Raw genomic sequence first — 25753 nt, 5'->3', positions numbered from 1 at the left:
ACGCGCATTCCTGGGGGCCCCGTGTCCACGCCTGGGTGGTGCAGTGCTCTGTGGTCATGGCCGAATTCTAGACACCGGCCCCCCGCCCCCTGCCCCCGGAGGGGAGAAGCGCACCCCCCCCGATGTGGTGTAGTTTGAAAGCCGATGCCTTTGGCGGGTCAGGTGGTGGGAGACGGTGTGCGACTGGTCCGGCCGGTGGGCCGGGGTTCGCACAGTCTGGTGTATTTCGCGGTGGACCGCACGGGGCAGCCCTGCGCCGTGAAGATCTTTCCGGCGCACCTCGCAGGCTACGCCGACCGCGAGTACCAGCATGGCCACCACCTTGACCACCCCCGGCTGGTCCGCGTGATCGCCCGCACCACTGTGGATGATCAGCCCGCCCTGATCAGCACCCTGGCGCGCGGCGAGGTGCTGTTTGGGCGCTACAGTCAGCGCCCCGCCGCTTCTACCGAGCGCCGCCCTTTCTTGCTGACCCTGGTGCACCTGCTGGACGCCCTGGGCTATCTGCACAGCCTGGGACTGGTGCACCGCGATATCAAGCCCGAAAACGTGATTGTGGAAGACGACGGCCGCGCCAAGCTGGTGGACTACGATCTGTCGGGCCCCGCCTTCGAATCGTTCAGCACCCCCACGCGCATGGGCACCGCCGCCTTCCAGAGCCCCGAGGCGGCGCGTGGCGAGCCCCTGGGCCCGGAAAGCGATCTGTACGGTGTGGGCGTGCTGCTGGGCTGGGGGCTGCACGGGTCGCTCCCCGACCCCGAAGAGCCCTACCCCCTGACCCCCGATCCCCTGGGCGCCCTGCACCTGACCCTGACCCACCCCGAGCGCCGCGAACGCCCCGCCGACGCCGCCGAGGTGCGCCAGGAACTGCTGCGCCTGGCGGGCCTGCCGTACTGAGAGCGGAGAGCAGGGAAAAATTTAGAGTTGCCCCGGGACGTACCGAGTTTGGCCCTGAGAAAGAGTAGGGCGTGGGTAGCTTGGAGGGGCGTTTCCAACACCCAGGCTGTCGCTATGCGCAAGGCTTCGGCCAGGGTTCAAGGTGGGGGAAGGCGCAGCAGCGGAAAGACTGTGTGGAACGCTGACCCCAACCCCTGCGGCACAGAGCCACGAGGCCACCTCAAGGGGGGAGGAGCAAAAACTGCCAGACCGCACCAGGCGAGTTGCTGAACCTGTCCGAACCCTTGATGAGATCAAGAAGGAAGAAACAGCCACCAGCGCGGTCTCTGGACGCTGGTTGAGGCCGGCGGCCGTCAAATTTAACGGCCAACCCCCTCTCCCCCTCCTTCCACCAGAAACGGGCGGCCTCCGCAGAAGCCGCCCGTCCCCGTCCTGCTTTCTTCAGCGCAGGATGCGGGCCTCGTGGGGGCGCAGGGGCGCGCCGCTGGCGGGCGCGTCACCTTGGCTGCTCAGCAGGGTCTGGCCCCCGGTCAGCTCGCCCAGGTCCTGGCTCTGGCCGCTGAAGTTCAGCAGGACCGTCAGGCGCTCGCCGCCACCCTCGCGCACAAAGGCGAAGACATCCTCGCCCGCGTCCACGCTGCGGTAGCTGCCGCCCACCAGCGCCGGGTGGGCGGCGCGCAGGCGGGTCAGGGCGCGGAAGTAGTGCAGGTCGCTGTGGGGGTCCGCTTCCTGGGCGGCCACATGACGCTGCGCGGCGTCGTCGCCCAGGGGCAGCCACGGGGTGGTGCCAGGCGCGCTGAAGCCGGCGTTCTCGCCCGCGTCCCAGGGCATCGGCGTGCGTTCGGGGTCGCGGCTGGCGCCGGGCACGTCTGGCTGCTGCAAACCGGCCGGGTCCACCATGCGCTCGGGGGGCACCGGCACGTTCTCCATGCCAATCTCGTCGCCGTAGTACACGGTGGGTGTGCCGCGCAGGGTCAGCAGCAGGGTCTGGGCCACCCGGTACTGCCCCGGCCCCAGGCGGGTCTTGAAGCGGTGCTGGTCGTGATTGCCCAGCACCCAGTTGGGCCACGTGCCCGCTGCCCGGCACGCGGCGTCGTAGCTGTCGGCAAAGGCGCGCACAGCTTCCGGGCGCCAGGGCATCAGGATCAGGTGGAAGTTGAAAGGCAGGTGCACCATCTGGGCGTCTGCGGTTCCCGCGTAGGGCAGCAGCTGTTCCACCGGCAGGTAAATCTCGCCCACCATCATGCGGTCCTCGAATTCATCGAGCACCGCGCGCATCTGGCGGATGTACTCGTGGGTTTCCGGCTGGTCCTGCGTGTAGGGGTGCAGCAGGCGCCAGTGCTCGGGCTGGCCTTCTTTCCACTCGGGGTTTTCCGGCTCGTCCAGAAAGCGCTCGTCCTCGGCCAGCAGCCAGATCACGTCCACCCGGAAGCCGTCCACGCCCCGGCGCATCCAGAAGCGCAGCACCTCGAACATGGCCTCCCGCACCAGGGGGTTGCGCCAGTTCAGGTCCGGCTGGGTGGGCAGAAACTGGTGCAGGTAGTACTGGCCGCTCGCCTCATCCAGCGTCCAGGCCGGGCCGCCGAAAAAGGACTTCCAGTTGTTGGGCACGCCGCCGTCCGGGGCCGGATCGCGCCACACGTACCAGTCGCGCTTGTCGCTGCCCTGGCCGCTCAGCGCCGCCTGAAACCACGCGTGGTCTGAGGACGTGTGGTTGGGCACATAGTCCAGCATCACCTTCAGGCCCAGGCGGTGGGCCTCGGCCACCAGCGCGTCAAAGTCGGCCAGGGTGCCGAACAGGGGATCAATGTCGCAGTAGTCGGCCACGTCGTAGCCGAAGTCGCGCATGGGGCTGCGGAAGATGGGGGAGAGCCACACCGCCTGCACCCCCAGGCTGGCCACATAGGGCAGGCGCCGCGTGATGCCGCGCAGGTCGCCCACGCCGTCGCCGCTGTCGTCCTGAAAGGAGCGCGGGTAGATCTGGTAAATGATGCCGCTCTGCCACCACTTCAGTTCGCCGCTCAGAGAGGGGGTCATGCGGGCAGGGTAACAGGTGGGGCCAGCTGGCTAAATCGTTTCAGAAACGGGTGTCTAGACAGAATGGATGGGTCCTCGCGGCTCCCTTTACTCGCCCGGGGTGTCGTTGCCCAGACGCACGGTCACGTCGGCGCCGGGGGCTCCGGCGGCCTGTGAGACGGCGCCGTGGCCCACGTCCTGCAGCACCCGCGCGGCGGCCTCGCCTGTGGCGGTGGTGGTGGCGGGGGCGCGCGCCTCGTTCACGATCCAGACGTTGGTGTAGCCCAGGGCTTCCAGGCGGGCTTTCAGGCGCCGGGCGCTGCCGTCTGGGGCGTCGGTGTTCACCACGGCCACGCCCAGGGTGCGCGGGTCGTTGGGGTCGCGGAAGTGCTTGGCAACAGTGGCCTGCAGCGCGGCGCGGTCCACCGCCCAGGTGCCGCCGGCACCGAAATCGCCGGGCACGCTGAAGGTTTGCAGCTTCACCCCCCCCAGGGCCGCGCCCAGCAGGGCCGCCACCTGCGCCCGGCTGAGGTTGGTTTTCATGTTGCGGTCCGCCGCACCCACCATGGCGGGCAGGCGCCACCAGTGCAGCGGGTTTTTCGACTGCGCGGCCAGGGCCCCCAGAAACTGCTGCTGGCGGGCAATGCGGCCAATATCGCCCAGGTTGTCCTTGCGAAAGCGCAGAAAGCCCACCGCCTGTTCGCCGTTCAGGCGCTGGCGGCCCGGTTTCAGATCAATGTGGAGGTTGCCGGCCTTGTCGTCGTACTTCATGGCCTGCTGCACGTCCACGGTCACGCCGCCGGCCGCGTCGGTCAGGGCGGGCAGGGCGTTCAGGCTCAGGAGGGCGTGGGCATCCACCCGCAAGCCAGTCAGGCTCTCGACGGCGCGCACCAGCATCCCGGGGCCGCCATGCGCGTTGGCGCCGTTGATCTTGCCCCAGCCGTAACCAGGGATATTCACCCAGGAGTCGCGTGGGATGCTCAGCAGGTTCACGCGGCCGTCCGGCCACGCCTGCGCCAGCATGATGGTATCGGTGCGGCCATTGTAATTTTCGGGCTTGGCGGGGTAGGGCCAGACTGGGGCCGTGTCGTCGTAGTTCACGTCCACGCCGGCCAGTAGGACATTAACGGGGCCATCCGCTTTTTTGGGCAGGGTGCCGTAGCGGCTCAGAAAGGGAACGGCAGGGGCCAGCAGGGCGCCCACACCCGCCAGGGCAACCAGAACAACGACAGCGGCGCGCACGCTGCCGAGGATAACGCCCACGCGCAGGGGCGGGGTCACTCCGAAGGAGGAGAGACAGGGCGCACGAGGTGCGTGTAGGTGCCCCCCGCCAGCCGCCGCGTGCCCACCGGGCGAAAGCCCGCGCGGGCGTACAGGCGCGCGGCCGGATTGTCGGCCTCCACCAGCAGCCCCACCCGGGGCAGGCCCAGCCCGGCAGCCCAGTGGGCGGTGTCCGCCAGCAGCCGGGCCCCCAGGCCCTGCCCGCGCGCATTGGGCACCACGGCCAGCGTGTCCAGGTACAGTTCGCCGGGTGTGCCCTCACTCTCTATGTCGTCCGGCTGGCCCAGAGCCCGCAGGCGGGCGCGCCAGGGTTCGTCCAGCGCCCAGGCGTCGGCCCCGGGGTAGGCCACGGCCAGCCCCAGCGGCTGCCCACGGCCTTCCAGCACCCGCGTTTGCGCAAAGCTCAGGCGGTGCCCAGGCTGCGCCCAGTGGGCCTGGATGACCTGGGCCGCCGCCTCATCGCTCTGTGTGCCCGTCAGCGCCCAGCTAATGCGGCCAATGGTCGCCTGAATGAGCGGCGCGGCAAAGGCGGCGTCGTCCGGGGTGGCCGGGCGAATGAGGACAGGCGGCGTCACGCGCTGAAGTATAGGGGCGAGAAAAAGGCCGGCAGGAGGGCGGGTGACCGGGGCTGGGAAGGATCGCCGGCGGTGCGGCTGCCCGCTCCACCCCGGGGCTCACTCCTTCATGCCGCCCACGCGGCTGTTGTGGACAGACACGTCCTTCGTTCGTCCTGGAGCCTCTGAAGGTAGATCTCCAGGGTTGCTCTGGGTTCTGCTGGCAGCGCCCTGCCCTTCAGGTCACCCATTGCCCCGCCTAGACTGCGTGCGTGTCTGCCCTGCGCCCTCCCGCCCCCCAGGCCGTGATTCTGGATCTGGACGACACCCTGTTCGACGACACCGCGTGTACCCGGGCGGGTTTGCAGGCGCTGGCCGCCGCCCACGGGCTGACCTGTACGCCCCAGGAGCTGTTTACCCGCCACGCCGCCCACATCCGCGCCATTGATCCGCTGCTGTTCCGGGGCGAGGTAGATGCCCACGGCGCCCGCGTGCTGCGCTTTTCCCGGCTGCTGGGCGACTTAGGCGTGCCGGCGCCAGACGGTGAGGCGGCCACCCGGCTCTACCGCGCCGCCTACCGGCAGGCGTGGGCTCCGCTGGAGGGCGCTGCCGACCTGCTGCGCGCGTTGCGGGCGGCCGGGCTGAAGGTGGCTGTCCTGACCAACTACGTGCGAGACGTGCAGGCCGAGAAACTGGCCCATGTTGACCTGCACCGGCTGGTGGACGCCCTGCTGTGTGTGGAGGATATGCCAGCCCCCAAACCAGACCCGCGCGCCTACCACGCCGCCTGCGCCGCGCTGGGGGTGGCCCCGGCGCAGGCGGTGATGGTGGGGGATTCCTGGGCGAACGATGTGGCCGGGGCCCTGGCCGCCGGGCTGCGCGCGGTGTGGGTGAACCGCCCGGGGCACCCGGCGCCCAACCCGGCGGTGCCGCAGGTGCAGACCCTGGCCGGATTGCCCGCCCTGCTGGGCCTGAACACGGCTTTGGCTTAAGTTGTGCCGAACAGCATGTCCCCCACGTCCTCCCAGGAGGTGGCCTGCGCCGCCCCCAGATCGGCCAGAATGGCGTTCCAGTCGTCGGGGTAGTAGAGCAGGGCCCGTGCGGTGGCTTCCCGCCGGTCCTCGGGCGTGGGGGCCAGCACCCCGGCCCACGCGCGGCGGGCCTGCGGCCAGCGCCGGAACTGGTTGACGGCTGGTGAGATCAGGTCGTGCGCGGCGGGGCCACTTCGGGCGTCACTCCAGTCCATCAGGGCGCTCAGCGTGATCTGGCCCCCGCGTTCCTCGACCAGCAGGTTCAGAAAGTTCAGGTCACCGTGCTGAAAGACGGGCGCGCGGCCAAACCCGGGGCCATTCCAGCTCACGTCCTGCAGAAAGGCCTCGGCGGCCTGGGCCAGCGCCGGGGGGGCCTGCAGGGCGGCGTGGAGCTCCAGGCCCTGCCGCAACAGCAACCCCGGCCAGTCGAAGTGCAGTTTCGGCGGGGGGGGCAGCGCCTGCACGGCGAGGAGCAGCTCGGCCTGTTGCCCGGCCAGCCGCGTCTGGCCAGGCACGTCCAGGTCGCGCCAGACCTCGGCCAGTGGGCGCCCAGGCAGCCGGGCCGTGACCAGATAGGCCCAGCGCCCCAGCCGCCCCGTCGCCAGCAGCTCGGGCGTGGGCAGGGGCAGGCGGCCCTGCACAGCCCGCAGCGCCGCTGCCTCGCGCGCCGCGTCCCCGGCCCAGATGGGCGGCACCAGCTTGACCACCACCTCGCCGCACCCGAAGACCGCGTTCTTGCCCAGGACAAAGCGGGTGAAGGGGCCGCCGGGCAGGCCGTGCCGCGCCCGGATGTCTTCCAGGGCCAGCTGCCACGGCGCCAGCGCCTGGGCGTGCAGGGCGCTGAAAGTGTCGTACCCGGCGTCGTCGGGCAGCCCCCAGGGATTCAGCAGGCTCATCTGCCGAGTGTAGGCAGCGCGCAGGGCATCCGGCATCCGCCAGTCGGCGCAGGCACGCCGAGGTCCGACCCCCCTGGCTACTCCCGCGTGATCACGTACACGTCCACCTTGCGGGTGTCGCGCAGCACGGTCTTGATGATGTCGCCGCGCCACCACTCTTCCCAGCGCGAGCGGCGGCTTTCGCCCAGCACCACCTGCGTGGCGTGGCAGCCCTGCACGTAGCGCACCAGTGTCTGCGCCACGCTGCCCTGAGGGTCAAGCACCTCAAAGTGGCCGCCCAGCGCCGCCGTGACGGCCCGGAAGGTGTCCAGTAGCCGCCCCTGTTCGGGGCTGAGACGCGCCGGGCGCACCGTGACCACATGCAGTTCGCCGCGCAGACGCTCGGCCAGCTGCCCGCCCCGGCGAATCAGGCGCGCGGCGGTGGGGGCCGCCGAGACCGCCACCACCACCCGCTCCTGCACGCCGGGTTCGCCGGCCGGGGCTTCCATTTCCACCGCGTTGGCCACCTGCCGCAGCGCGATCTCGCGCAGGGCCGTGAGGTTGGGCACGGTAAAGAAGTGGCTCAGCGCCTGCTCGATTTTCTCCGGGCCATACACCTTGCCCGCGCGCAGGCGGGCGCGCAGGTCGTCGGGGGGCAGGTCAATGAGCACCAGCTCGTTGGCGTCGCGCAGCACCTGATCGGGCAGGCGCTCGCGCACCCGCACGCCGGTCAGGCGGGCCACGGTGTCGTTCAGCGATTCCAGGTGCTGCACATTCACCGTGGACAGCACGTTAATCCCTGCCGCCAGCAGCGCCTCGACATCCTGCCAGCGTTTTTCACGCGCGCTGCCGGGGGCGTTGGTGTGGGCCAGCTCGTCTACCAGCACCGTTTCGGGGCGGCGGCGCAGCAGGCCGTCCACGTCCAGTTCGCCCAGGGTCACCTCGCCCCGGCGCAGCTCCAGGCGCCCAAACAGCGGCAGGCCCTGCGCCGCGCGGATGGTGTCGGCCCGGCCGTGGGTTTCCAGCACGCCGATCAGGGCGTCCTCGCCGCCCTGCAGGCGCTCGCGCAGTTCGTGCAGGGCGCGGGTGGTCTTGCCCACCCCGGCGGCCATGCCCACGTACACCTTATGCCGCCCCCGCGCCGTCTCCGGGGCGGGGCGGCGCGGGGGCAGCCGGATGGGGTCGGGAGCGTCGGTCACGGGCGCGGCCGGGTGGGGGTCAGGGGGCCTGCCCAGGCTGGGCGCGCTGAAGGGCCAGCTGGTCCAGGGCGAGATTCAGCTGCAGCACGTTGACCCCGCTCTGGCCCAGTCCCAGCGGGCCGCGCTCGGTGAACCGGGCCACCAGGGCGCGCACCTGGGCTTCGTCCAGGCCGCGCACGCGCGCCACCCGGGCCACCTGCAGCTCGGCCCCGGCGGGCGAGATATGCGGGTCCAGGCCGCTGCCGCTGGCCGTGACCAGATCGGCAGGAATCTGACTGACAGAGACGCCCTCACGCGCGGCGATGGCCTGGGCATCGGCCTGCACCCGCCCGCGCAGCGCCGGGTTGCTGACCGCCAGATTGCTGCCCGAGGCGTTCACCGGGTCGTAGCCGCGCCCCGCCGCACTGGGGCGGCCCACAAAGTACTGCTCGCCGCTGAACGGCTGCCCCACCCGCGCCGAGCCCATCACGCGCCCATCCTGCTGCAGCAGCGAGCCCTGCGCCTGCCAGGGAAAGAGCGCGCCGGCCGTCACGGTGGTCAGCAGGGGGTACGCGGCGCCCCCCAGCACCAGCCACAGCAGCGAGAACCGCAGCCACGAGAAAAAGCCGGGTTGGGGTGAGTGGTCGGGGGCAGAGGCAGCGGCTGGCGGCAGTGTGGTCATGGCAAACTCCGAACAGGTCAGCGAGAGGCGGCAGGGAAGAGGAGGCAGGCGAGGGGGAGCGGCAGGGCGGGGCCGCACGTCGTGGTTCAGCGCCCACTCACACCCCCAGCGCCCCCAGTAGCAGGTCAATCAGCTTGATGCCCACGAACGGCACCAGGACGCCGCCCAGACCGTACACCAGCAGGTTGCGGGCCAGCAGGGCGTCGGCGCTGCCGGGGGTGTAGCGCACCCCTTTCAGGGCCACCGGAATCAGGGCCGGAATCACCAGGGCGTTGAAGATGACGGCCGACAGAATGGCGCTTTCGGGGCTGCGCAGGCCCATCACGTTCAGCGGGGCCAGGGCGGGCAGTTGCGCGGCAAACAGCGCGGGAAGAATGGCAAAGTACTTGGCCACATCGTTGGCAATGGAAAAGGTGGTCAGGGCGCCCCGGGTCATCAGCAGACCTTTCCCGATTTCCACCACCTCAATCAGCTTGGTGGGGTTCGAGTCCAGGTCAATCATGTTGGCCGCTTCCTTGGCCGCCTGGGTGCCGCTTTGCATCGCCAGCCCCACATCGGCCTGGGCCAGCGCCGGGGCGTCGTTGGTGCCGTCGCCCATCATGGCCACCAGCTTGCCCTGGCCCTGCTCCTCACGGATCATCGCCAGCTTGTCTTCGGGGGTGGCTTCGGCCAGAAAGCTGTCCACGCCGGCCTCGCGGGCAATGGCCTCGGCGGTCAGGGGGTTGTCGCCCGTGATCATCACCGTTTTCAGGCCCATGCGCCGCAACTGCTCAAAGCGCTCGCGCATGCCGGGCTTCACGATGTCGGAGAGCGCCACCACGCCCAGCAGGCGCTCGTTTTCAATCACCACCAGCGGGGTGCTGCCGCCGCGCGCCACCTCGTCCACCAGCGGCGAGAGTTCGGCGGGCACGCGGGCGCCGCGCTCGGCTGCCAGCCGCGCCATGCGGTCCGAGGCCCCCTTGCGAATGCTCACCGGCCCCGCGCTGCTGGCATAGTCCACGCCGCTCATGCGGGTCTGGGCGGTGAACTCAATCCACTGGGCGTTCGTGGGTTCTTCGGCGTACACGCCCTGCTGCCGGGCCAGGGCCACGATGCTCTTGCCTTCGGGGGTGGGGTCGGCCAGCGAGGCCACGGCGGCGGCGCGCGCCAGCTGCTCGGCGCTGATGCCGGGCAGCGGGGCAAAGCGGGTGGCCTGCCGGTCCCCAATGGTGATGGTGCCGGTCTTGTCCAGCAGCAGGATGTCCACATCGCCCGCCACCTCCACGGCCTTGCCGCTCTTGGCAATCACGTTGGCCTGCAGGGCGCGGTCCATGCCCGCAATCCCGATGGCCGGCAGCAGGCCGCCGATGGTGGTGGGAATCAGGCACACCAGCAGCGCCACCAGCGTCACCACGTTCACCTCGGCGCCCGCAAAGCGCGACATGGGCAGCAGGGTCGCCACCACGATCAGGAACACCAGGGTCAGGGCGGCCAGCAGAATGCTCAGGGCCAGTTCGTTGGGGGTCTTCTGGCGGCTGGCGCCTTCCACCAGCGCGATCATGCGGTCCAGAAAGCTCTCGCCGGGCTGGCTGGTCACCTGCACCACGATGCGGTCCGAGAGCACCCGGGTGCCCCCGGTCACGCCGCTGTGGTCGGTGCCCGCCTCGCGGATCACGGGGGCGCTTTCGCCGGTAATGGCGCTCTCGTCCACGCTGGCCAGGCCCTCAATCACCTCGCCGTCGGCGGGAATCATCTCGCCTGCGCTCACCACCACCACGTCGCCCCGGCTCAGGCGGGTGCTGGGCACCACTTCCTCGCGCCCGTCCACCACGCGCCGCGCCGGGGTGTCCTCTCGCGCCGAGCGCAGGCCATTGGCCTGGGCCTTGCCGCGCGCCTCGGCCAGTCCCTCGGCAAAATTGGCAAAGATCACGGTGAACAGCAGCAGCAGCGTCACGGCGGCTTCGTAGCCCCAGGGACGCCCGGCGACCATGCTCTGCACCGTGAGCACCAGGGTCACGGCGGCGCCCACGAACACCACGAACATCACCGGGTTTTTCGCCATGGGGCGCGGGCTGAGCTTGGTCACGGCCGCCACCAGCGCGGCGCGCACGAGGTCAGGAGCGAAGATGGACGTCCTGGCGGTGGGGGGGGTGCCGGGCTGGGGTTGGGGAGCGGCGGTCATTTCGTCACGTCCTTGGCGGCGCTCTGGGTGCTCTGGCCCTGGCTGAGGTGTTCGGCCACCGGGCCCAGCACCAGGGCCGGGGCAAAGTTCAGCAGTTGCAGCAGCACCATCACGCTCAGCAGCATGCCGGCGAAGACCGGGGTGTCCACCCGCAGGGTGCCGCTGCTTTCGGGGGCGGCCTTTTTGGCGGCCAGCAGTCCGGCAATCGCCAGCGGCCCCACGATGGGCAGAAAGCGGGCCAGCAGCAGCGCGGCGGCGCAGGTCAGGTTCCACCACGGGGTGTTGTCGCCCAGCCCCTCAAAGCCGCTGCCGTTGTTGGCAAACGCCGAGTTGTACTCGTAGAGCACCTGCGATAGCCCGTGAAAGCCGGGGTTGGAGTTGGCGGTCACGGCCGGGTTGGCCAGCGCGGCGGCCGTGAGGCCCAGCACCAGCAGCGGCTGCAGCAGCAGAATCAGGGAGGCGATCTTGATTTCGCGCGCCTCAATCTTGCGGCCAAACAGTTCCGGGGTGCGGCCCACCATCAGCCCGGCCACGAACACGGTGAGCAGCACGAACACCAGCATGTTGATCATGCCCACGCCAATGCCGCCGTAGACATCGTTCAGGAACATGCCCAGCTGCGGCACCAGTCCGCCCAGCGGCGTAAAGGAATCCAGCATGCTGTTCACCGAGCCGTTGCTCGTCTGGGTGGTCAGCGCGCCCCACAGGGCCGAGGCGTCGGCGCCAAAGCGCACCTCCTTGCCTTCCAGGTTGGGCCCAGCGGCAGCCAGGCCAGCGAGCGCCGCGTTCGGCGCGCGTTCAGCCAGCACCGCGCCCAGGGTCAGCGCCGCCGAGAGCACGCTCATGACCGCTATGACCATCAGGCCAAAGCGGGGGCGGCGCAGAAAGCGCCCGGTCGCCACCACCAGCGCCACCGGAAAGAGAATGATGCTCACCAGTTGCAGCAGGTTCGACAGCGGGGTGGGGTTTTCCAGCGGCACGGCGCTGTTGGGGCCGTACCAGCCCCCGCCGTTGGTGCCCAGCTGCTTGATGGCCACCATGCCCGCCACCGGCCCCACCGGAATGGTCTGGGTGGTCACGGTCTGACCCTGAACGGTGTGCGGCTCCAGCAGCGTGGCGGTTCTGGCGCCCGCAAAGGTGCTGGGCACGCCCTGCCATGTCAGCAGCAGCGCCAGCACGAAGGCGGGGGCGGCCAGCAGCCCGGCGGCGCGGGTCACATCCAGGTAATAGTTGCCCACGTTCGTCTCACCGCGCAGGCCGCGCAGAACGGCAAACAGGGCGGCCATGCCCACGGCCGGCGTGAACAGCTGCAGCGCCGTGATGCCCAGCAGCTGCGACAGGTACGACAGGCTACTTTGCCCGCTGTAGTGCTGCTGGTTGGTGTTGGTGATAAACGAGGCCATGGTGTGCACGGCCGTGTCCCAGCGCATGCTGGCAATGGCGTCGGGGTTCAGCGGCAGGCCGCCCTGCCCCAGGTAAACCGCCAGCGCGGCCAGCCCCACCAGCAGGTTGGTGCCCAGCAGCGCCGCCGCGTAGCCCCGCCACGTCATGCCGCGCGCCGCGTTCACGCCGCACAGCCGCAGCAGGCCCCGGCTGAGGGGCGAGGCCGGGCTGTCGTACACCCGGGCGATCAGCAGGCCCAGGGGCAGTGCCAGCGCAACGGCCAGGCCGTAGGTCAGCAGAATGTCCACGGTGTCAGAACCTCTCGGCCCGCACCAGGGCGTACAGCAGGTAGGCGCCCAGCAGCAGCACCAGCAACAGAAGGAAAGCGTCCATGCCCTGCAGGGTGCGCCCCCCACCCGGCGGGCGCCCAGCCGCCAGATGGCGCCCCCACTGGCCAGATGGCCAGTCACTGGGGGGTGGGAACGGCGGTAGGGTGGAGGCTGGCCTGCGCGCCCACGCGGGGCCCGCACCTGCACGCCCACCACCGCCATGACCGACCCCGCCCTGTCCAAGCCCAGCCTGCCCGATTCCGCCCTGGGCGCCCCGCCGCCTGCCTGGAGCAAACGCTCCTGGCTGAGCCTTGTCCTGATCGCGCTGATTACCCTGGCCGATACCCTCACGCCGTCATCGCTGGTGGTGGGCACGCTGCTGTGCGCGCCTGTGGCCCTCTCGGCGCTGGGGGGGTCGCGGGCGGCCACGCTGCACCTGCTGGCAGTGGCGGTGGGCGGCAACCTGCTGGCCGCTGCGGTGAACGCCCTGCGCGACGGCCTGAGCCCCGAGGACCTGGGCAACCGCGTGGTGAGCATTCTGGCGGCGCTGCTGGTGGGCGGCCTGACCCTGCGCGCCCGCGAAGCCTCGCTGCGCGCCGCACGCCTGGAAGAAGAGGGGCGGCGCCTGGAGCGCGAGCGCGCCCTGCGGCGGCTGGTCGAGGCGGTCAGTGGGCCCTACGGCCAGGAGGCGTTCGTGGCCCGCGCCGCCCAGGCCCTGCGCGAGTTAACCGGCGCCCAGAGCGTGGAACTGGGCCGGGTGGACCGCGCCGTGCTGCGCCCGCCCCACGCCCTGGTGCCGGGCCCGGGGTCAGGGCGGCTGGGCAGCCGACTGCCGCTGGAGTTTCTGGCCCGGCCTCCCGGCAGCGCCCTGGTCTGGGGGGTGGACGGCGCCCATACGCTGCTCTCGCGCCTGACCCGCCCCCATGAGCAGGACCTGCTGCTGATCGTGACGGGCGCTAGTGCCCCCCCGGACGTGCTGGCCGAGGCGGTGCAGACCCTGCAGCCGCTGCTGGACCGCACCGCCCTGCTGGACGACCTGCAGGACCGCCAGGCGCAGCTGCAGGCGCGCGGCGAGGTGCTGCAGGACCTGATCTACGCTTTTTCCCACGACCTGCGCACGCCCCTGATGGCCAACGCCGTGAACATGCGCGCGGCCCTGAAAGGCGCCTACGGCCCGCTGCCGGAAGACTACCGCGCGACCCTGCACAACGGCCTGGAAGCCAACGCGGCGCTGCTGGCCCTGGCCGATCAGCTGCTGCTGGTGGCTAAGTACGAAAGCGGCAACGCCGACGAGCCGCGCAGCGTGGCCCTGCGCGACGTGGTGCTGGGGGTGGCCGAGCAGGTGCAGCCCCGGGCGCAGGCGCGCGGCGTGACCCTGGAAACCACCTTAGAAGGCGTGCGGGTGCGCGGCCAGCCCCATGACCTGCGCCGGGCGGTGCAGAACCTGCTGGACAACGCCGTGCGCTTTGCCCCGCCGGGCAGCACCGTGCAGGTCAAGCTGCGCCGCGACGGCGAGGAAGCGGCCCTGAGCGTGATGGACGACGGCCCCGGGGTCCCCGCCGGGCGCGAAGCCACGCTGTTTCAGCGCTTCCGGGCGGGCGGCGCGGGGGGCGGCACCGGGCTGGGCCTGTACCTCACCCGCCGCATTGCCGAGGCCCACGGCGGCCACGTCACCTACACCCGCACCGCCCGCGCCCAGAGCGTTTTTACCCTGACCCTGCCCCTGGAGGACCTGTGATACGGATTCCGAAAAATTCCGTAACGTGTTATGGAATTTTTCCGACCGGAGGGACTCGCAGAGCTGCGCAGCAGAGAAGGAAACAATACGGATTTCCGGGAATTGGGCTGGAACAGCGCCGAAGGCGGGGAACATCCAGCTCTTTTCTGGATGTTACGGAAATGAACGGAATCTGTATGACCCGCCTGCTGTCTGGCGTGCCGGCCCCTTGGCGGCGCCCCTCTTCTGACCGCCTCGCCCAACTGGCACCGTGCAGGCCAACGCTGGTCCCGGCGGCCCTATGAGCGCCGACCCCACCCGGATTCTCCTTGTCGAGGACCACGCCTTTACCCGCGACGGCCTGCGCGCGGCCATCAACCTGGAACACGACCTGCGCGTGGTGGCCGAAGCGCGCAGCGGCGAGGAGGGCCTGGAGGTGCTGGCGCGCACCCAGGGCAGTGCCCAGCCGGTGGACGTGGCGGTGCTGGATATTGGCCTGCCGGGCATGGACGGCATTCAGACCGCCGCCGAGATGGCCGCGCGCTGGCCCAGCGTGCGCCTCGTGATGCTCACCGCCCACGATCTGCGCGGCGAGGTGCTGGCGGCCCTGGCCTCCGGGGCGCAGGCCTACTGCCTGAAAAGTGCCGACCCCGACCTGCTGCTGCTGGCCATCCGCGCGGCGGCGGCGGGCAGCGCCTACCTGGACCCGCAGGTGGCCCACCATGTCCTGGGCGGTATCCGCGCTCCGAACGCCGCCTCGCCCCTGACCACCCGCGAAACCGAGGTGCTGCGCCTGATCGCCGACGGCCTGGGCAACAAGGACATTGCCCAGGCCCTGGGCATCAGCGTGAGCACCGTCAAGCTCCATGTGCAGGAGGTGCTGCTGAAACTGCGCGCCGCCGACCGCACCCAGGCAGCCGTGCAGGCGCTGCGCCAGGGGCTACTGTAGGGGCAGCATGACGCCTCGCCTGATCCTCTGCGCCCTTCTGCTGACTTCGTGCCAGCTGACGAATTCCCACTCCGACATCCTGCCCTATATCGTGAAGATGACCACGGCGGTGGGCGCTCCGGCTTCTGTCGGAATACCCGTGAACGCCGCCGTCGGCGCCGATGTTCTGATGGATTCCGGTGCCAACTTCACGTCTCTTTCGTACGACCTGGAGTTGGGCGTCTGCGTCTTTGAGGGGGCGGTGGCATACAGCGACGCTGTGGCCAGAGCGTGTCTGGCCCAACAGGCCCTGCCCACCACCGTCGCTCTGTCGCCCGGTGCAGCCCGGTCAACATTCTGGTCAGACAAGAACAACAGGGGCGAAAGCAAGTCCTTCTCCTTCAGCACCAATCTGGTGTTTGCTAGGCCTGGTACCTATACCGTGTTGGGCTTTGGAAAATCCTGGTACGGCAGCCGCGAACAGGCGCTCGGCCCAGCCATCACGGTGGTGGACCGGACCCCCACGGTGATCACCGTCAATTGAACGTGTCCACCTTGCAGCACGTCGGGCCCTTTGCCTGTAGCAATGCGGCGAAGAGTCGTGCTCGTCACCAGACTGACCGAGAGAGGCATGAGGCGCAGGCGGCCAGTTTGACGGGCAGGGCGTAGCGGACCACTATCGGGGCTCAGGGGGGCTGGGGTTTGACCCCCTAGGCGTTGCCTTGCTGCCCAGAGCCCTGCTGTTGGTGCGGGCTTCTGTCTGCCTTACCCCTCCAGCGCGGCCACGTCTGCCTCGGCGCTCAGCAGGGCGGGCAGCATAAAGCGCTCGATGAGGTCCAGTGAATGAGCCTCGGTCTGGGGGGTGGGGCGCTCGTGCAGCAGCCAGCGCAGGTCCTCGGCCAGATCTTCCAGGGAACGGCGCAGCACGTAGAACCGCAGCAGGTGCGATCGGGGCTCGTACGGCTGGCCCCGGCCCCCGGCATAGGCAGGCAGCAGCGCCGGGAGGTGGCGGCCCAGCATCCACAGGTCATGTTCCGGTGGGGCCAGCCGGGCGGTTTCCCAGTCAATCAGCCACAGGGCGCTGTCCCGGGCGCGCATCACGTTGCCGCCGTGGGCGTCGGTGTGGCAGGGCACGAAGGGCGGCGGGTCTTGCCGGGCCTGCCGCGCTGCCTCGCGCGCCTGGGTCAGCAGGGCCTGAATCAGGGGCAGATGGGGCCCCAGCAGCCCGGCCAGCCGGACCAGGGCCGGGCGCGCGTCCGCTGGCAGGTGGGCCAGGGTGTGCAGGGCCCCGGTCAGCAGCGCGTCGAAGGGCAGGGCGAAGTCCTCGGGGGGCACGGGGAGGGCCAGCCCCTGCGCCCCAATCCGCGCCGCGCAGCCGTGCACCCGCCCCAGCAGCGGGGCGAGTTCTGGCAGGGCCGCTGTCCAGTCCTGGCCCAGATTCACCGCGTCTATCCAGTCGTAAGCGAACACCTGAAAGCCGCCCAGGGCTGCTGACCAGCCGCCGGCCCGGGTGGGCAGCGGCCTGGGCACGTGCGTCAGACCCTCTTCCCGCAGCGCCTGCAGCAGCGGCGCTTCCCGCCGGGCCCGTGCGGTGGCCCGCGCGCCGTAGGGGGAATCGGGTTGCACCTTCAGGAAAAAGCGCCCCTCTGGCCCCTGGGCCCGGTAGGCGTGCGAGGTGCCCTCTGGCAGAAACGTCAATTCCTCCACCGCCAGCCCAAAGGCCGACCCCACCAGGGCCCGCAGGGCCGCGTGGTCCAGATGGGGGTCGGCGCTCACCGGGGCAGTCTAGAGCGGTTGACCAAAGCACCCCCTCACCCCTCGCTGCGCGAGGCCCTCTCTGCAGCGCCGCTCTTCGAGTCCCACGAGGGGAGAGGGTCGAGACCCAACATCGTCTTGATGTCAACGGCTCTAGGGACCGGGCCCGGGGCAACGACAGGCGGGCAGGCCAAAGGAACATTCACGTCCCCCTGGCCCGCTGGGTTGAGACGGCCCCGGGTTTAGTGGGCCACGGTCGCGCGGGCCTCGGCGCCCTCGCCCGCCAGATGCAGCCAGGTGCCCAGCACGGAGTCGGGGTTCAGGCTGACCGAATCAATGCCCTGGTCCATCAGCCACTGGGCCAGCGCGGGGTGGTCGCTGGGGCCCTGGCCGCAGATGCCCACGTACTTGCCCGCGCGTTTGGCGGCTGAGATGGCCTGACTCATCAGGGCCAGCACCGCCTCGTTCTGCTCGTCAAACAGCTCGGCCACCAGCCCCGAGTCGCGGTCCAGGGCCAGGGTCAGCTGCGTCAGGTCGTTGGACCCGATGGAAAAGCCGTCGAAGTGCTCCAGAAACTGATCGGCCAGAATGGCGTTGCTGGGAATCTCGCACATCATGATGAGCTTCAGCCCGTTCTCGCCGCGCTTCAGTCCGTTGGCGGCCAGAATCTCGATGATCTGCCGCGCCTCGCCCACCGTGCGCACGAAGGGAATCATCACCTGCACGTTGGTCAGGCCCATCTCGTCGCGCACGGACTTGATCGCCTCGCATTCCAGCGCAAAGGCCGCCGCGAAGTCGGCGCTGCGGTAACGGCTGGCGCCCCGGAAGCCGATCATGGGGTTTTCCTCGGTGGGCTCGTACGCGGGGCCGCCGATCAGGTGCGCGTATTCGTTGCTCTTGAAGTCCGACAGGCGCACGATCACCGGCTTGGGCGCAAAAGCGGCGGCAATCGAGGACACCCCCTCGGCCAGCTTCTCACGGAAGAAGTCGCGCGGCGTGGCGTAGCCGGCGGTTTTCTCCTCGATCTGGGCCTTCACGTCCCCTGGCACGTCCGGGTAATCCAGCAGCGCGCGGGGGTGAATGCCAATCACGTTCGAGCAGATGAATTCCACGCGCGCCAGCCCCACGCCCTCGTGCGGCAGCGCGGCAAACGAGAAGGCGCGGTCTGGCGAGGCCACATTCATCATGATCTTCATGCCCACGGGCGGCATGTTGCCCAGCTCCACGCGGTTGATGCGGTAGTCCAGCTGGCCCTCGTACACGAAGCCGGTGTCGCCCTCGGCGCAGGAGACCGTCACCGCCTGACCGCTGCGCAGTTCGCGGGTGGCGGTTCCGGTGCCCACCACAGCGGGAATGCCCAGTTCGCGCGCAATGATCGCCGCGTGGCAGGTGCGCCCGCCCCGGTTGGTCACGATGGCGCTGGCGCGCTTCATCACGGGTTCCCAGTCGGGGTCGGTCATGTCGGCCACCAGCACGTCGCCGTCTCTGACCTGCTCCATCTGCGAGACGTCGCGGACCACGCGCACGGTGCCGGCCCCAATGCGGCTGCCCACAGCGCGGCCCTCCACCAGCACCGGCCCCTTGCCGGTGAGTTCAAAGCGCTCCAGCACGCCCCCGGCGCGGCTCTGCACGGTTTCGGGGCGGGCCTGCAGAATGTAAATCTGCCCGTCGCGCCCGTCTTTGCCCCATTCAATGTCCATCGGGCGGCCGTAGTGGTCCTCAATGCTCACGCACTGCCGGGCCAGTTCGGTCAGGTCCGCGTCCGAAAGGCTGAAGGCGCGCTGCTCGGCCTGGGGTACGTCCACGGTCTGCACGCCGCCGGCCTCGGCATACACCATCTTCTTGGCCTTGCTGCCCAGGGTGCGGCGCAGGATGGCTTTTTTCCCGGCCTTCAGCGCCGGCTTGTACACGAAGAATTCGTCGGGGTTTACGGCGCCCTGTACCACCATCTCGCCCAGGCCGTAGGCGCTGGTGACCAGCACGGCGTCTCTGTAGCCGCTCTCGGTGTCCAGGGTAAAGGCCACGCCGCTGGCGCCCAGGTCGGTGCGCACCATGCGCTGCACGCCGGCCGAGAGCGCCACGTCACTGTGGGCAAAGCCGTGGTGCACCCGGTACGAGATGGCGCGGTCGTTGTACAGGCTGGCGAACACCAGCCGAACGTGGTGCAGCACGCTCTCCACGCCGCGCACGTTCAGGAAGGTTTCCTGCTGCCCGGCAAAGCTGGCTTCGGGCAGGTCCTCGGCGGTGGCGCTGGAACGCACGGCCACGTCGGGCTCGGTGCCGCCGGATTCGGCGGTCATCCCGGCGTAGGCAGCCCGGATGGCCTCCTCCAGCGCCGAGGGCAGGCGCGCAGCTTCCACCTGCGCGCGAATCTCGCGGCCCGCCTGGGCCAGCGCCACCACGTCGTTCACGTCCAGGCTGTGCAGGCGGGCGTTGATGCTCTCCTCGATCTGGTTTTCCTGCAGAAACAGCCGGAAGGCGTCGGCGGTGGTGGCAAAGCCGCCGGGCACGCGCACCCCAGCCCCCGAGAGGCCCTGAATCAGTTCGCCAAGCGAGGCGTTCTTGCCGCCGACAAGCTCCACGTCGGTCATCCTTAGTGTCTGGAACGGGCGAATCATATCCATGGGTTTTCTCCGTTGAGATGAAGGTTTTCCTAAGTGGAACCGGGCGCTTTAGTGTGCCTTGGCTGCCAGCTTACCCGAGCCCGCGCCGTCCTCCTGCCACCCGGGGGGTGACAATGTCCCTGCCCGCCAGACGGCGCAGGTCTGGAAGCGCTCCCCATGTCAGGCTGGGGCCCATGCCCGAGCCGCGCACTGTGCTGATCGTGAGTGACCATACCGGCCTGACCGCCGAGAACATTGCCCGCGCCCTGCTGGCGCACTTTCCGGGCCAGCCGCTGGTGTACCGCCGCCGCCCGTTTACGGCGGACGTGCCCGCCGCGCAGGCCATCACCCGCGAGGTCTGTGTGCTGGCCGAGCGCGGCGAGCGCCCGCTGATTTTCACCACCATTACCCGCGCCGACGTGCTGGCCGAGTTGCAGGGTTGCCCCGCCGAGGTCTTTGACCTGCTGGGCCCGGGGCTGGGCGTGCTGGAACGTGAGTTCGCCGTGCCGGCCGTGCGCGAGGTGGGCCGCCACCACGATATGCACGACACCGAGGCCTACCTGTCGCGCATGGACGCCCTGGATTTCGCCCTGGCCACCGACGACGGTGTGGGCGACAAGCAGTACGGCCTGTCCGACGTGATTCTGGTGGGGGTGTCCCGCGCAGGCAAAACCCCCACCAGCCTGTTTCTGGCGCTGCAGCACGGCATTCGCGCCAGTAATTATCCGCTGGCCGAGGACGACTTTGAACGCACCGGCCTGCCGCTGCCGCTGGAGCCCTGGCGCCACAAACTGCACGGCCTGACCATTGACCCCCGGCGCCTGCACGCTATTCGCACCCAGCGCAAGCCGGGCAGCCGCTACGCCAGCCTGGAACAGTGCGAGCACGAGGTCCGCCGCGCCGAGCGCCTGTTTCAGCGTGTGGGCCTTCCCGTGCGCGACACCACCAGCGCCAGCGTGGAAGAAATTGCCGCCGGAATTCTGCAGAGTGTGCGTCAGGGCTAAGGGGGCCTAGGCAGGGGCAGGCCTTTCACTTCTCAAAGCCACCCAGGCCGCCAGTTTTGGCCACAGCAAAAGCCAGAAGCGCGGTGAGACGCTTCTGGCCAGGCGACGGAGCAGGGTCAACGTAAGAAGACGCAGGGGAAGGATGCTGGGGAGGGTGGCTCGCGCCGCGTGAGAGGAGGGGTCGGGGCGGAAAGTTGGCAGGCGCTAGCGTGGCGAAGTGGTAGAGGCTGGACTGCCCCCCGTGATGCAACACGGGGCGTTCAACGTGGCGCTGGCGGGCGCTGCCGAAACGAGCAGCAGCGACACGACCATCAGTGTTCGAGTCAGCAGAGTCTTCATGTCAGCAACCTCCGAAAGAGCGGGTGAACTGCACGCAGTCTGCCGCAGGGGTGGTTAACCCGGGGACAACCCGCCCCCACAGAAGCCCTCTGCCGCGTTCCCGCCCATATCCCCCCTGTTCTTAGTCGGCTTCGGCGGCCCACAGGCCCATTTCCTGCTGCACGGCCAGCGTTTGCTGGGTGCGGGCGTGCTGGGCGAGGTGTGGCGCGCCGCCCCGTTCGTAGGCCTGGGCCGCCGCTTCCCAGGCTGATTCAAACAGGGGGTTGAGCGCGGCTGCCTGTAGATAGGCACGCGCCGCAGCCAGCGGCTGATCTGCCTCCAGGCTGCGGCCCAGGGCCATCGCCAGTGCCTGTGCCTGGGCTTCAAGCTCGCTGCGCATCTCGTCGGCCCACTCAGTGTCCACCTCGGGCAGAAACGGGCCGCCGTAGCGGTGCAGGGCTTCTTGCAGCTGTTCGGGGTCGTGCACAGGCGCGGCGCGCAGGGCCAGGGCGTCGCCCTGCACCGCAAAGCGTTCGGACAGGTGGTACAGCCCCCCCAGGTGCGGTACCGGATCGGCGGCGGCGGCGGGCAGAAAGGGCCGCAAGGCTTGCCGCAGCGCGTGCAGCGCCTGCTTGAAGTACGAACCCAGTTCGGGGCGCGCCTCGCCGTTCCACAGCGCGGTGATCAGGGTTTCGCGGCTGGCCGGGCCGTGCAGCACCAGGTAAGCCAGCAGTTCGCGTGCCTTGCTCAGGCGGATGTGCACCGGCTGGCCGTTCACGCTGGCGGCAAAGCCCCCCAGGGTGCGCACGCTCAGCAGGGGCCGCAGCCGCTGCGCCAGCCGCTGCACCGGTCGCCCGCCAATCCCGCGTTCGGCGCAGGCGGCGTACAGGGCGGCCAGCCGACCGGCGTCTACCGCCAGGGCCAGTTCGCCCCCCACATGGTTCAGGGCACGCAGCAGCTCGGCGCTGGCGGCCTCCAGGGGCTCGCCCGCCGCCCAGCGTTCAAAGGCCAGAAAGGCGTAGGACCTCAGCCGGAAGCCGTCCAGCAGGGCCACACCGCCCGTGACCTGTTCAAAAGCTGCGCGCGCCGCGCCGCGCTGCCCGGCCTCGAAGGCCAGCAGGCCGGTGTAAAAGGCCTTGACCACATGGTCAAAGTCCTGGGTGGCGTGCAGGCCCTCAATGCGCCGCTCGAAATCCGGGAGATTCAGCCGTCCCAGCCGCCACAGGCATTCAGCGGCAAAGGCCCGCGCCGGCACGTCCAGCCGGTCCCCAGCGTGGCGCCCCTGCGCCGCGTGGACCTGTTCCAGGTGGGTCAGGGCGGGGGCAAACTCCTCGCTCAGCAGGTGCAGCTCGGCGCAGATCAGGTGGGCCACGCCCGCACGCGGGTCTTCCAGGCGGGCCGTCATGTCCAGCACCTCGCCAATCATGGCAAAGCTCTCGTCGGCGCGGCCCTGGAAATACAGGCGGTAGGCGAGGTCCAGCCGCAGCGACAGCCCCTCGCCGCCCAGGCCCAGCAGGTCAAAGAGGCGCAGGGCCTCGCGCCCGTAGCGGTCCTGGCCCGCAAAGTCGTCCAGGGCCGCGCAGACGCCCTGGGCAAAGTACAGCGCCCGCGCGCGCGAGCGCAGCTCCGAGGCGGGCAGCTCGCGCAGCACGCCCTCCATGATGGGCCGGGCATCGGGCGCGCGCCCCAGTTCCACCAGCGCCCGCGCCTGCGAGCAGCGCAGCCACCACGACGTGAAATCGTCAGGCCCCTCGTGCAGGCCGCGCCCGGCGTGCGAGAGCCGCGCCTGCGGGTCGCGGCGGCTGCCCGCCAGCAGGCTCAGGCCCAGGTGAATGCGGGCGTCGGGGCGCTCGCCCCCCAGGGCGGTGAGCAGCAGCAGCTCGGCTTCGTCGGTCTGGCCGGTGTCCAGCAGGGCCAGGGCCAGTTGCCCCTGCTGCCGGGCACTCAGGCGCCCGCCGCGCAGGCGCCGGGCCACCTCGCTGAACAGGCCCTGGCGTTCCAGCGCGTCCACAGAGGTGGGGGCGCCCTCTGCGGCGCCAGAACGTGCGGCCAGCTGCACCTGCACGTACCACGCCCCGGAGCGGGCCCGCGTGATCCGCCCGCCGCGCACCACCCCAGTATTCAGCAGGTGCCGCTGGTAGTTCCCCAGCCGCGCGCCCAGGGTCAGGCGGCCCCGCAGCGTCCATACGCTCACCTGCGCGCCGGCAGCGTGCACCCGCATGCTGCGGGCGTCCAGCCAGAAGCCGTCGGTTTTCAGGCCGCCGCGCGCCCAGTGCCGGGCGCGTTCCACCTCGGCGGCCACCGCGCGCCGGGTGCACTGCGGCAGCGCCGCGCCCTGGTCCAGGCTGCGCCCCAGCACCGTCGCCCGCTCGCCGGGGCGGCTCCGGGCCAGCACCAGCAGCGCGTTGGCATACTGCCGCGTCAGCACCCGGGTGGCTTCCAGGGCTTCGTCGGCAGCGGGGTCAGTGATCAGGGTCAGGCGCATGGGGGCAGTGGGGAAAAGGAGGCCAGATTCAAAGGGGGGGTTGGGCGGGCCTGCATTCCCTCTTTAGCAGATGACGGCCCGCCACAATGTGCCGCCCCAGCCCAGGCAGACTGGGCTGGGGGCAGCGGGAAGAGGAAGAACCGCCGGGACAGGAGGGTGAAACCAGCCTCAGGCCGTTCCCGGACAGGCCACCCTGAACAGGGGCCAGCCAGGGCCCGCATTCTGTTAACCCCCCAACAGGGGGCAGCCCTCGCCCCGCCCCCTTTACCGGCGGGCGCGGTATCGGCGGATCAGGGCGTTGGTGGAACTGTCGTGCCCCAGTTCCGGCTCGGCCTCGCCCAGTTCGGGCACGATGCGGCTGGCCAGCACCTTGCCCAGTTCCACGCCCCACTGGTCAAAGGAATTGATGCCCCAGACCGCGCCCTGCACAAAGACCTTGTGTTCGTACAGCGCGATCAGCGCGCCGAGCGTGTGCGGGGTCAGGCGGTCGGCCAGGAGGGTGTTCGTGGGGCGGTTGCCCTCGAACACGCGGTGGGGCGCCAGGTCCGGCGTTACCCCCTCGGCCAGCACCTGGGCGTGCGTCTTGCCAAAGGCCAGGGCCTCGGTCTGGGCAAACACGTTCGCCATCAGGAGGTCGTGGTGCGGCGCTCCGCCGGGCTGGGGCAGCGGGTTCAGGGTCTGGCAGAAGGCGATGAAATCGCAGGGAATCAGCTTCGTACCCTGGTGAATCAGCTGATAAAAGGCGTGCTGGCCGTTCGTGCCCGGCTGGCCCCAGACCACCGGCCCCGTCTGGTAGTCCACGACCTGACCGCCTAAGGTGACCGATTTGCCGTTGCTTTCCATGTCCAGCTGCTGCAGGTACGCCGGAAAGTAGGCGAGGTACTGGTCATAGGGCAGCACCGCGTGCGTCTGGGCGCCGAAGAAGTTGTTGTACCAGACCCCCAACAGCGCCAGCAGCGTGGGCAGGTTTTGCTCCAGCGGCGCCGTGCGGAAGTGTTCGTCCATGTCATGAAAGCCTGCCAGCAGTTCACGGAAGGGCGCGGGGCCCACCGCGATCATCAGGCTCAGGCCAATGGCGCTGTCCAGCGAGTAGCGCCCGCCCACCCAGTCCCAGAAGCCGAACATGTTGGCGGTGTCAATGCCAAAGGCCGCCACCTCCCTGGCATTGGTGCTGACCGCAACGAAATGCCGCGCCACCGCCGCCTCATCCCCCAGCGCTGCGAGCAGCCACGCGCGGGCCGAGCGGGCGTTGGCCATCGTTTCCTGGGTGGTAAAGGTCTTGGAACTCACGATGAACAGCGTTTCCTCGGCCGCCAGGTCGCGCGTCTTTTCCACCAAATCGGTGCCGTCCACGTTCGACACGAAGCGCACCGTCAGGTCGCGCTGGGCGTAGAACTTCAGCGCCTCGTAGGCCATTACCGGGCCCAGGTCGCTGCCCCCAATGCCAATGTTGACGATGTTCTTCAGCGGCTTGCCCGTGTGGCCCAGCCAGCGGCCCGCGCGCACCTCTTCGGCAAAGGCGCTCATGCGGCCCAGCACCTCGTGGACCTCGGGCACCACGTTGTGGCCGTCCACCGTCACCGCCGCGCCCTGGGGCTGGCGCAGCGCGGTGTGCAGCACGGCGCGGTCCTCCGTCACGTTGATCTTCTGGCCGGCCAGCATGGCGTCTCGCCGCTCTTCCACTCCCGCCGCCCGCGCGAGGTCGCACAGCAGTTCCAGGGTCTCAGCGGTGACGCGGTTCTTGCTGTAATCCAGATAAAGGCCCGCGCCCTCGGCGCAGAAGGTCTCGCCGCGCGCAGGGTCGGCTTCAAACAGCTCGCGCAGGTGGGCGGTTTTCAGTTCGTCGTGGTGTTCCTGCAGGGCCTTCCAGGCGGGGGTGGTTGTGATGCTCATCGTGCGGCTCTCCCTTCAGGCAGGCGAATACAGCCGTGCCTCTGGCGCCCGCGAGCATACCGGCTGCGCACGGGCGCCCGCCCAGGGGCTGTCCACATGCGCGCTTCACCAAACGCTCAATTCGTCAGAGAATTGTGCGAAGTCGCTCCCTACCCTGTAGGTATGACCAGGAAGGCCAGGGACGCGGATCAGTCGACGTGGGGGGCGTGGGGCACGCCTTACCTGAACGGCGACGCACGGCCTCATACGCCCCAGCCGGCGCCGCAGACCCCAGCTGCCCAGCCCCCAGCCGCGCACCACGCGGGCCCAGCCAGCGCCCGCTCGACCCTCGCTGGGTCCCCCGAAGCCGCCGCGCGGCCCCTGTCCCCCGAGGCCCTGCGCCGCGCCATTCAGGCCGAAGAGCAGCGGCAGGTGTTCGCCCTGCTGGGTCGCCTGCGCCGCAGCCGGGCGTCCTGACCGGCCGGGGAGGGCCACCCCATCGCCGCCGCCCCTCAACTCATCTTTGCCCTGCGGCCCCTTGCTCAATGCGGGGGCCGCGCATGTTGCTGCGCTGTAGCAGGGCCCCCGGCCACAGCTCCTCACCTTCACCTTTCTTCCAGCAGTCTTCGCCGCCCCGGCACTTCACGAATGCTCGGGGCAGCGTTCCGTTTGACAGGCCGCTGC

General features: G+C 69.9%; 20 protein-coding genes. 7 read left to right on the top strand and 13 right to left on the bottom strand.

Features of this window, described 5'->3' with window-relative positions; all coding sequences use genetic code 11:
• The first annotated feature begins 144 nt into the window (after nucleotides 1–144).
• Nucleotides 145–897 (top strand): serine/threonine-protein kinase, encoded by a 753-nt coding sequence (locus KMW22_RS05385; RefSeq protein ID WP_221089011.1) that lies wholly within the window; start codon nucleotides 145–147, stop codon nucleotides 895–897.
• A gap of 441 nt (nucleotides 898–1338) precedes the next feature.
• Here the strand turns inward: KMW22_RS05385 and KMW22_RS05380 are convergent, their stop codons facing one another.
• From KMW22_RS05380 to KMW22_RS05370, 3 genes are all read right to left on the bottom strand, one after another.
• A complete protein-coding gene (locus KMW22_RS05380) occupies nucleotides 1339–2934 on the bottom strand; it encodes an alpha-amylase family glycosyl hydrolase (protein WP_221089010.1) in 1596 nt (531 codons plus the stop codon).
• An 87-nt stretch (nucleotides 2935–3021) separates the two neighbouring features.
• Nucleotides 3022–4155, bottom strand: coding sequence for an LCP family protein (locus KMW22_RS05375; protein ID WP_328774605.1), 1134 nt, complete (start codon nucleotides 4153–4155; stop codon nucleotides 3022–3024).
• A 35-nt stretch (nucleotides 4156–4190) separates the two neighbouring features.
• Entirely contained in the window at nucleotides 4191–4769 is a 579-nt protein-coding gene (locus tag KMW22_RS05370; protein ID WP_328774604.1) for a GNAT family N-acetyltransferase, read from the bottom strand.
• 251 nt (nucleotides 4770–5020) lie between these two features.
• On the opposite strand from KMW22_RS05370, the gene KMW22_RS05365 reads away from it, so the two are divergent.
• Complete coding sequence (locus KMW22_RS05365) at nucleotides 5021–5740, top strand: HAD family hydrolase (RefSeq protein ID WP_221089009.1); 720 nt, start codon at nucleotides 5021–5023, stop codon at nucleotides 5738–5740.
• Here KMW22_RS05365 and KMW22_RS05360 read toward each other — a convergent pair.
• From KMW22_RS05360 to KMW22_RS19710, 6 genes are all read right to left on the bottom strand, one after another.
• On the bottom strand, nucleotides 5737–6675 hold the full coding sequence (locus tag KMW22_RS05360; protein WP_221089008.1) for a phosphotransferase: 939 nt from the start codon (nucleotides 6673–6675) through the stop codon (nucleotides 5737–5739). The genes KMW22_RS05365 and KMW22_RS05360 overlap by 4 nt on opposite strands.
• Nucleotides 6676–6752: 77 nt before the next feature.
• Nucleotides 6753–7853: a universal stress protein gene (locus tag KMW22_RS05355; RefSeq protein ID WP_328774603.1), complete on the bottom strand. Its 1101-nt coding sequence runs from the start codon at nucleotides 7851–7853 to the stop codon at nucleotides 6753–6755.
• A gap of 19 nt (nucleotides 7854–7872) precedes the next feature.
• Nucleotides 7873–8514 carry a potassium-transporting ATPase subunit KdpC gene (gene kdpC, locus KMW22_RS05350; RefSeq protein ID WP_221089007.1) on the bottom strand — a complete coding sequence of 214 codons (642 nt, stop codon included), beginning with the start codon at nucleotides 8512–8514 and terminating at the stop codon, nucleotides 7873–7875.
• Between the two features lie 97 nt (nucleotides 8515–8611).
• Nucleotides 8612–10675: a potassium-transporting ATPase subunit KdpB gene (kdpB, locus tag KMW22_RS05345; RefSeq protein WP_221089006.1), complete on the bottom strand. Its 2064-nt coding sequence runs from the start codon at nucleotides 10673–10675 to the stop codon at nucleotides 8612–8614.
• Nucleotides 10672–12366 (bottom strand): potassium-transporting ATPase subunit KdpA, encoded by a 1695-nt coding sequence (kdpA, locus tag KMW22_RS05340; protein WP_221089005.1) that lies wholly within the window; start codon nucleotides 12364–12366, stop codon nucleotides 10672–10674. Before kdpA ends, kdpB begins: the two co-directional genes overlap by 4 nt.
• Nucleotides 12367–12370: 4 nt before the next feature.
• A complete protein-coding gene (locus KMW22_RS19710) occupies nucleotides 12371–12451 on the bottom strand; it encodes a potassium-transporting ATPase subunit F (protein WP_221089240.1) in 81 nt (26 codons plus the stop codon).
• Between the two features lie 156 nt (nucleotides 12452–12607).
• On the opposite strand from KMW22_RS19710, the gene KMW22_RS05330 reads away from it, so the two are divergent.
• The 3 genes from KMW22_RS05330 (at nucleotide 12608) to KMW22_RS05320 (ending at nucleotide 15576) form a co-directional block, all read left to right on the top strand.
• Nucleotides 12608–14125 carry a sensor histidine kinase gene (locus KMW22_RS05330; protein ID WP_221089004.1) on the top strand — a complete coding sequence of 506 codons (1518 nt, stop codon included), beginning with the start codon at nucleotides 12608–12610 and terminating at the stop codon, nucleotides 14123–14125.
• A gap of 280 nt (nucleotides 14126–14405) precedes the next feature.
• Entirely contained in the window at nucleotides 14406–15053 is a 648-nt protein-coding gene (locus tag KMW22_RS05325; RefSeq protein ID WP_221089003.1) for a response regulator, read from the top strand.
• Between the two features lie 7 nt (nucleotides 15054–15060).
• Nucleotides 15061–15576 (top strand): hypothetical protein, encoded by a 516-nt coding sequence (locus tag KMW22_RS05320; protein ID WP_221089002.1) that lies wholly within the window; start codon nucleotides 15061–15063, stop codon nucleotides 15574–15576.
• 221 nt (nucleotides 15577–15797) lie between these two features.
• Here KMW22_RS05320 and KMW22_RS05315 read toward each other — a convergent pair whose 3' ends face one another.
• Together KMW22_RS05315 and ppsA are read right to left on the bottom strand one after the other, a co-directional pair.
• Complete coding sequence (locus tag KMW22_RS05315; protein WP_221089001.1) at nucleotides 15798–16808, bottom strand: phosphotransferase; 1011 nt, start codon at nucleotides 16806–16808, stop codon at nucleotides 15798–15800.
• A 221-nt stretch (nucleotides 16809–17029) separates the two neighbouring features.
• Nucleotides 17030–19411: a phosphoenolpyruvate synthase gene (gene ppsA, locus KMW22_RS05310; protein WP_221089000.1), complete on the bottom strand. Its 2382-nt coding sequence runs from the start codon at nucleotides 19409–19411 to the stop codon at nucleotides 17030–17032.
• 173 nt (nucleotides 19412–19584) lie between these two features.
• Here ppsA and KMW22_RS05305 point away from each other — a divergent pair, with 173 nt between their 5' ends.
• On the top strand, nucleotides 19585–20394 hold the full coding sequence (locus KMW22_RS05305) for a pyruvate, water dikinase regulatory protein (RefSeq protein ID WP_221088999.1): 810 nt from the start codon (nucleotides 19585–19587) through the stop codon (nucleotides 20392–20394).
• Nucleotides 20395–20854: 460 nt separating this feature from the next.
• Here the strand turns inward: KMW22_RS05305 and KMW22_RS05300 are convergent, their stop codons facing one another.
• Both KMW22_RS05300 and pgi read right to left on the bottom strand, forming a co-directional pair.
• Entirely contained in the window at nucleotides 20855–23197 is a 2343-nt protein-coding gene (locus tag KMW22_RS05300) for a hypothetical protein (protein ID WP_221088998.1), read from the bottom strand.
• A 264-nt stretch (nucleotides 23198–23461) separates the two neighbouring features.
• Nucleotides 23462–25090, bottom strand: a complete 1629-nt coding sequence (gene pgi, locus KMW22_RS05295) for a glucose-6-phosphate isomerase (protein WP_221088997.1) — start codon at nucleotides 25088–25090, stop codon at nucleotides 23462–23464.
• A gap of 162 nt (nucleotides 25091–25252) precedes the next feature.
• On the opposite strand from pgi, the gene KMW22_RS05290 reads away from it, so the two are divergent.
• Nucleotides 25253–25546 carry a hypothetical protein gene (locus KMW22_RS05290; protein ID WP_221088996.1) on the top strand — a complete coding sequence of 98 codons (294 nt, stop codon included), beginning with the start codon at nucleotides 25253–25255 and terminating at the stop codon, nucleotides 25544–25546.
• Nucleotides 25547–25753 lie beyond the last annotated feature (207 nt).

Origin of the sequence: Deinococcus aquaedulcis (genome assembly GCF_019693445.1) — a bacterium.
GTDB classification, from domain to species: domain Bacteria; phylum Deinococcota; class Deinococci; order Deinococcales; family Deinococcaceae; genus Deinococcus; species Deinococcus aquaedulcis.
Note: the sequence above shows the minus strand (reverse complement) of the source record. Positions and strands in the feature narration are given on the sequence as shown.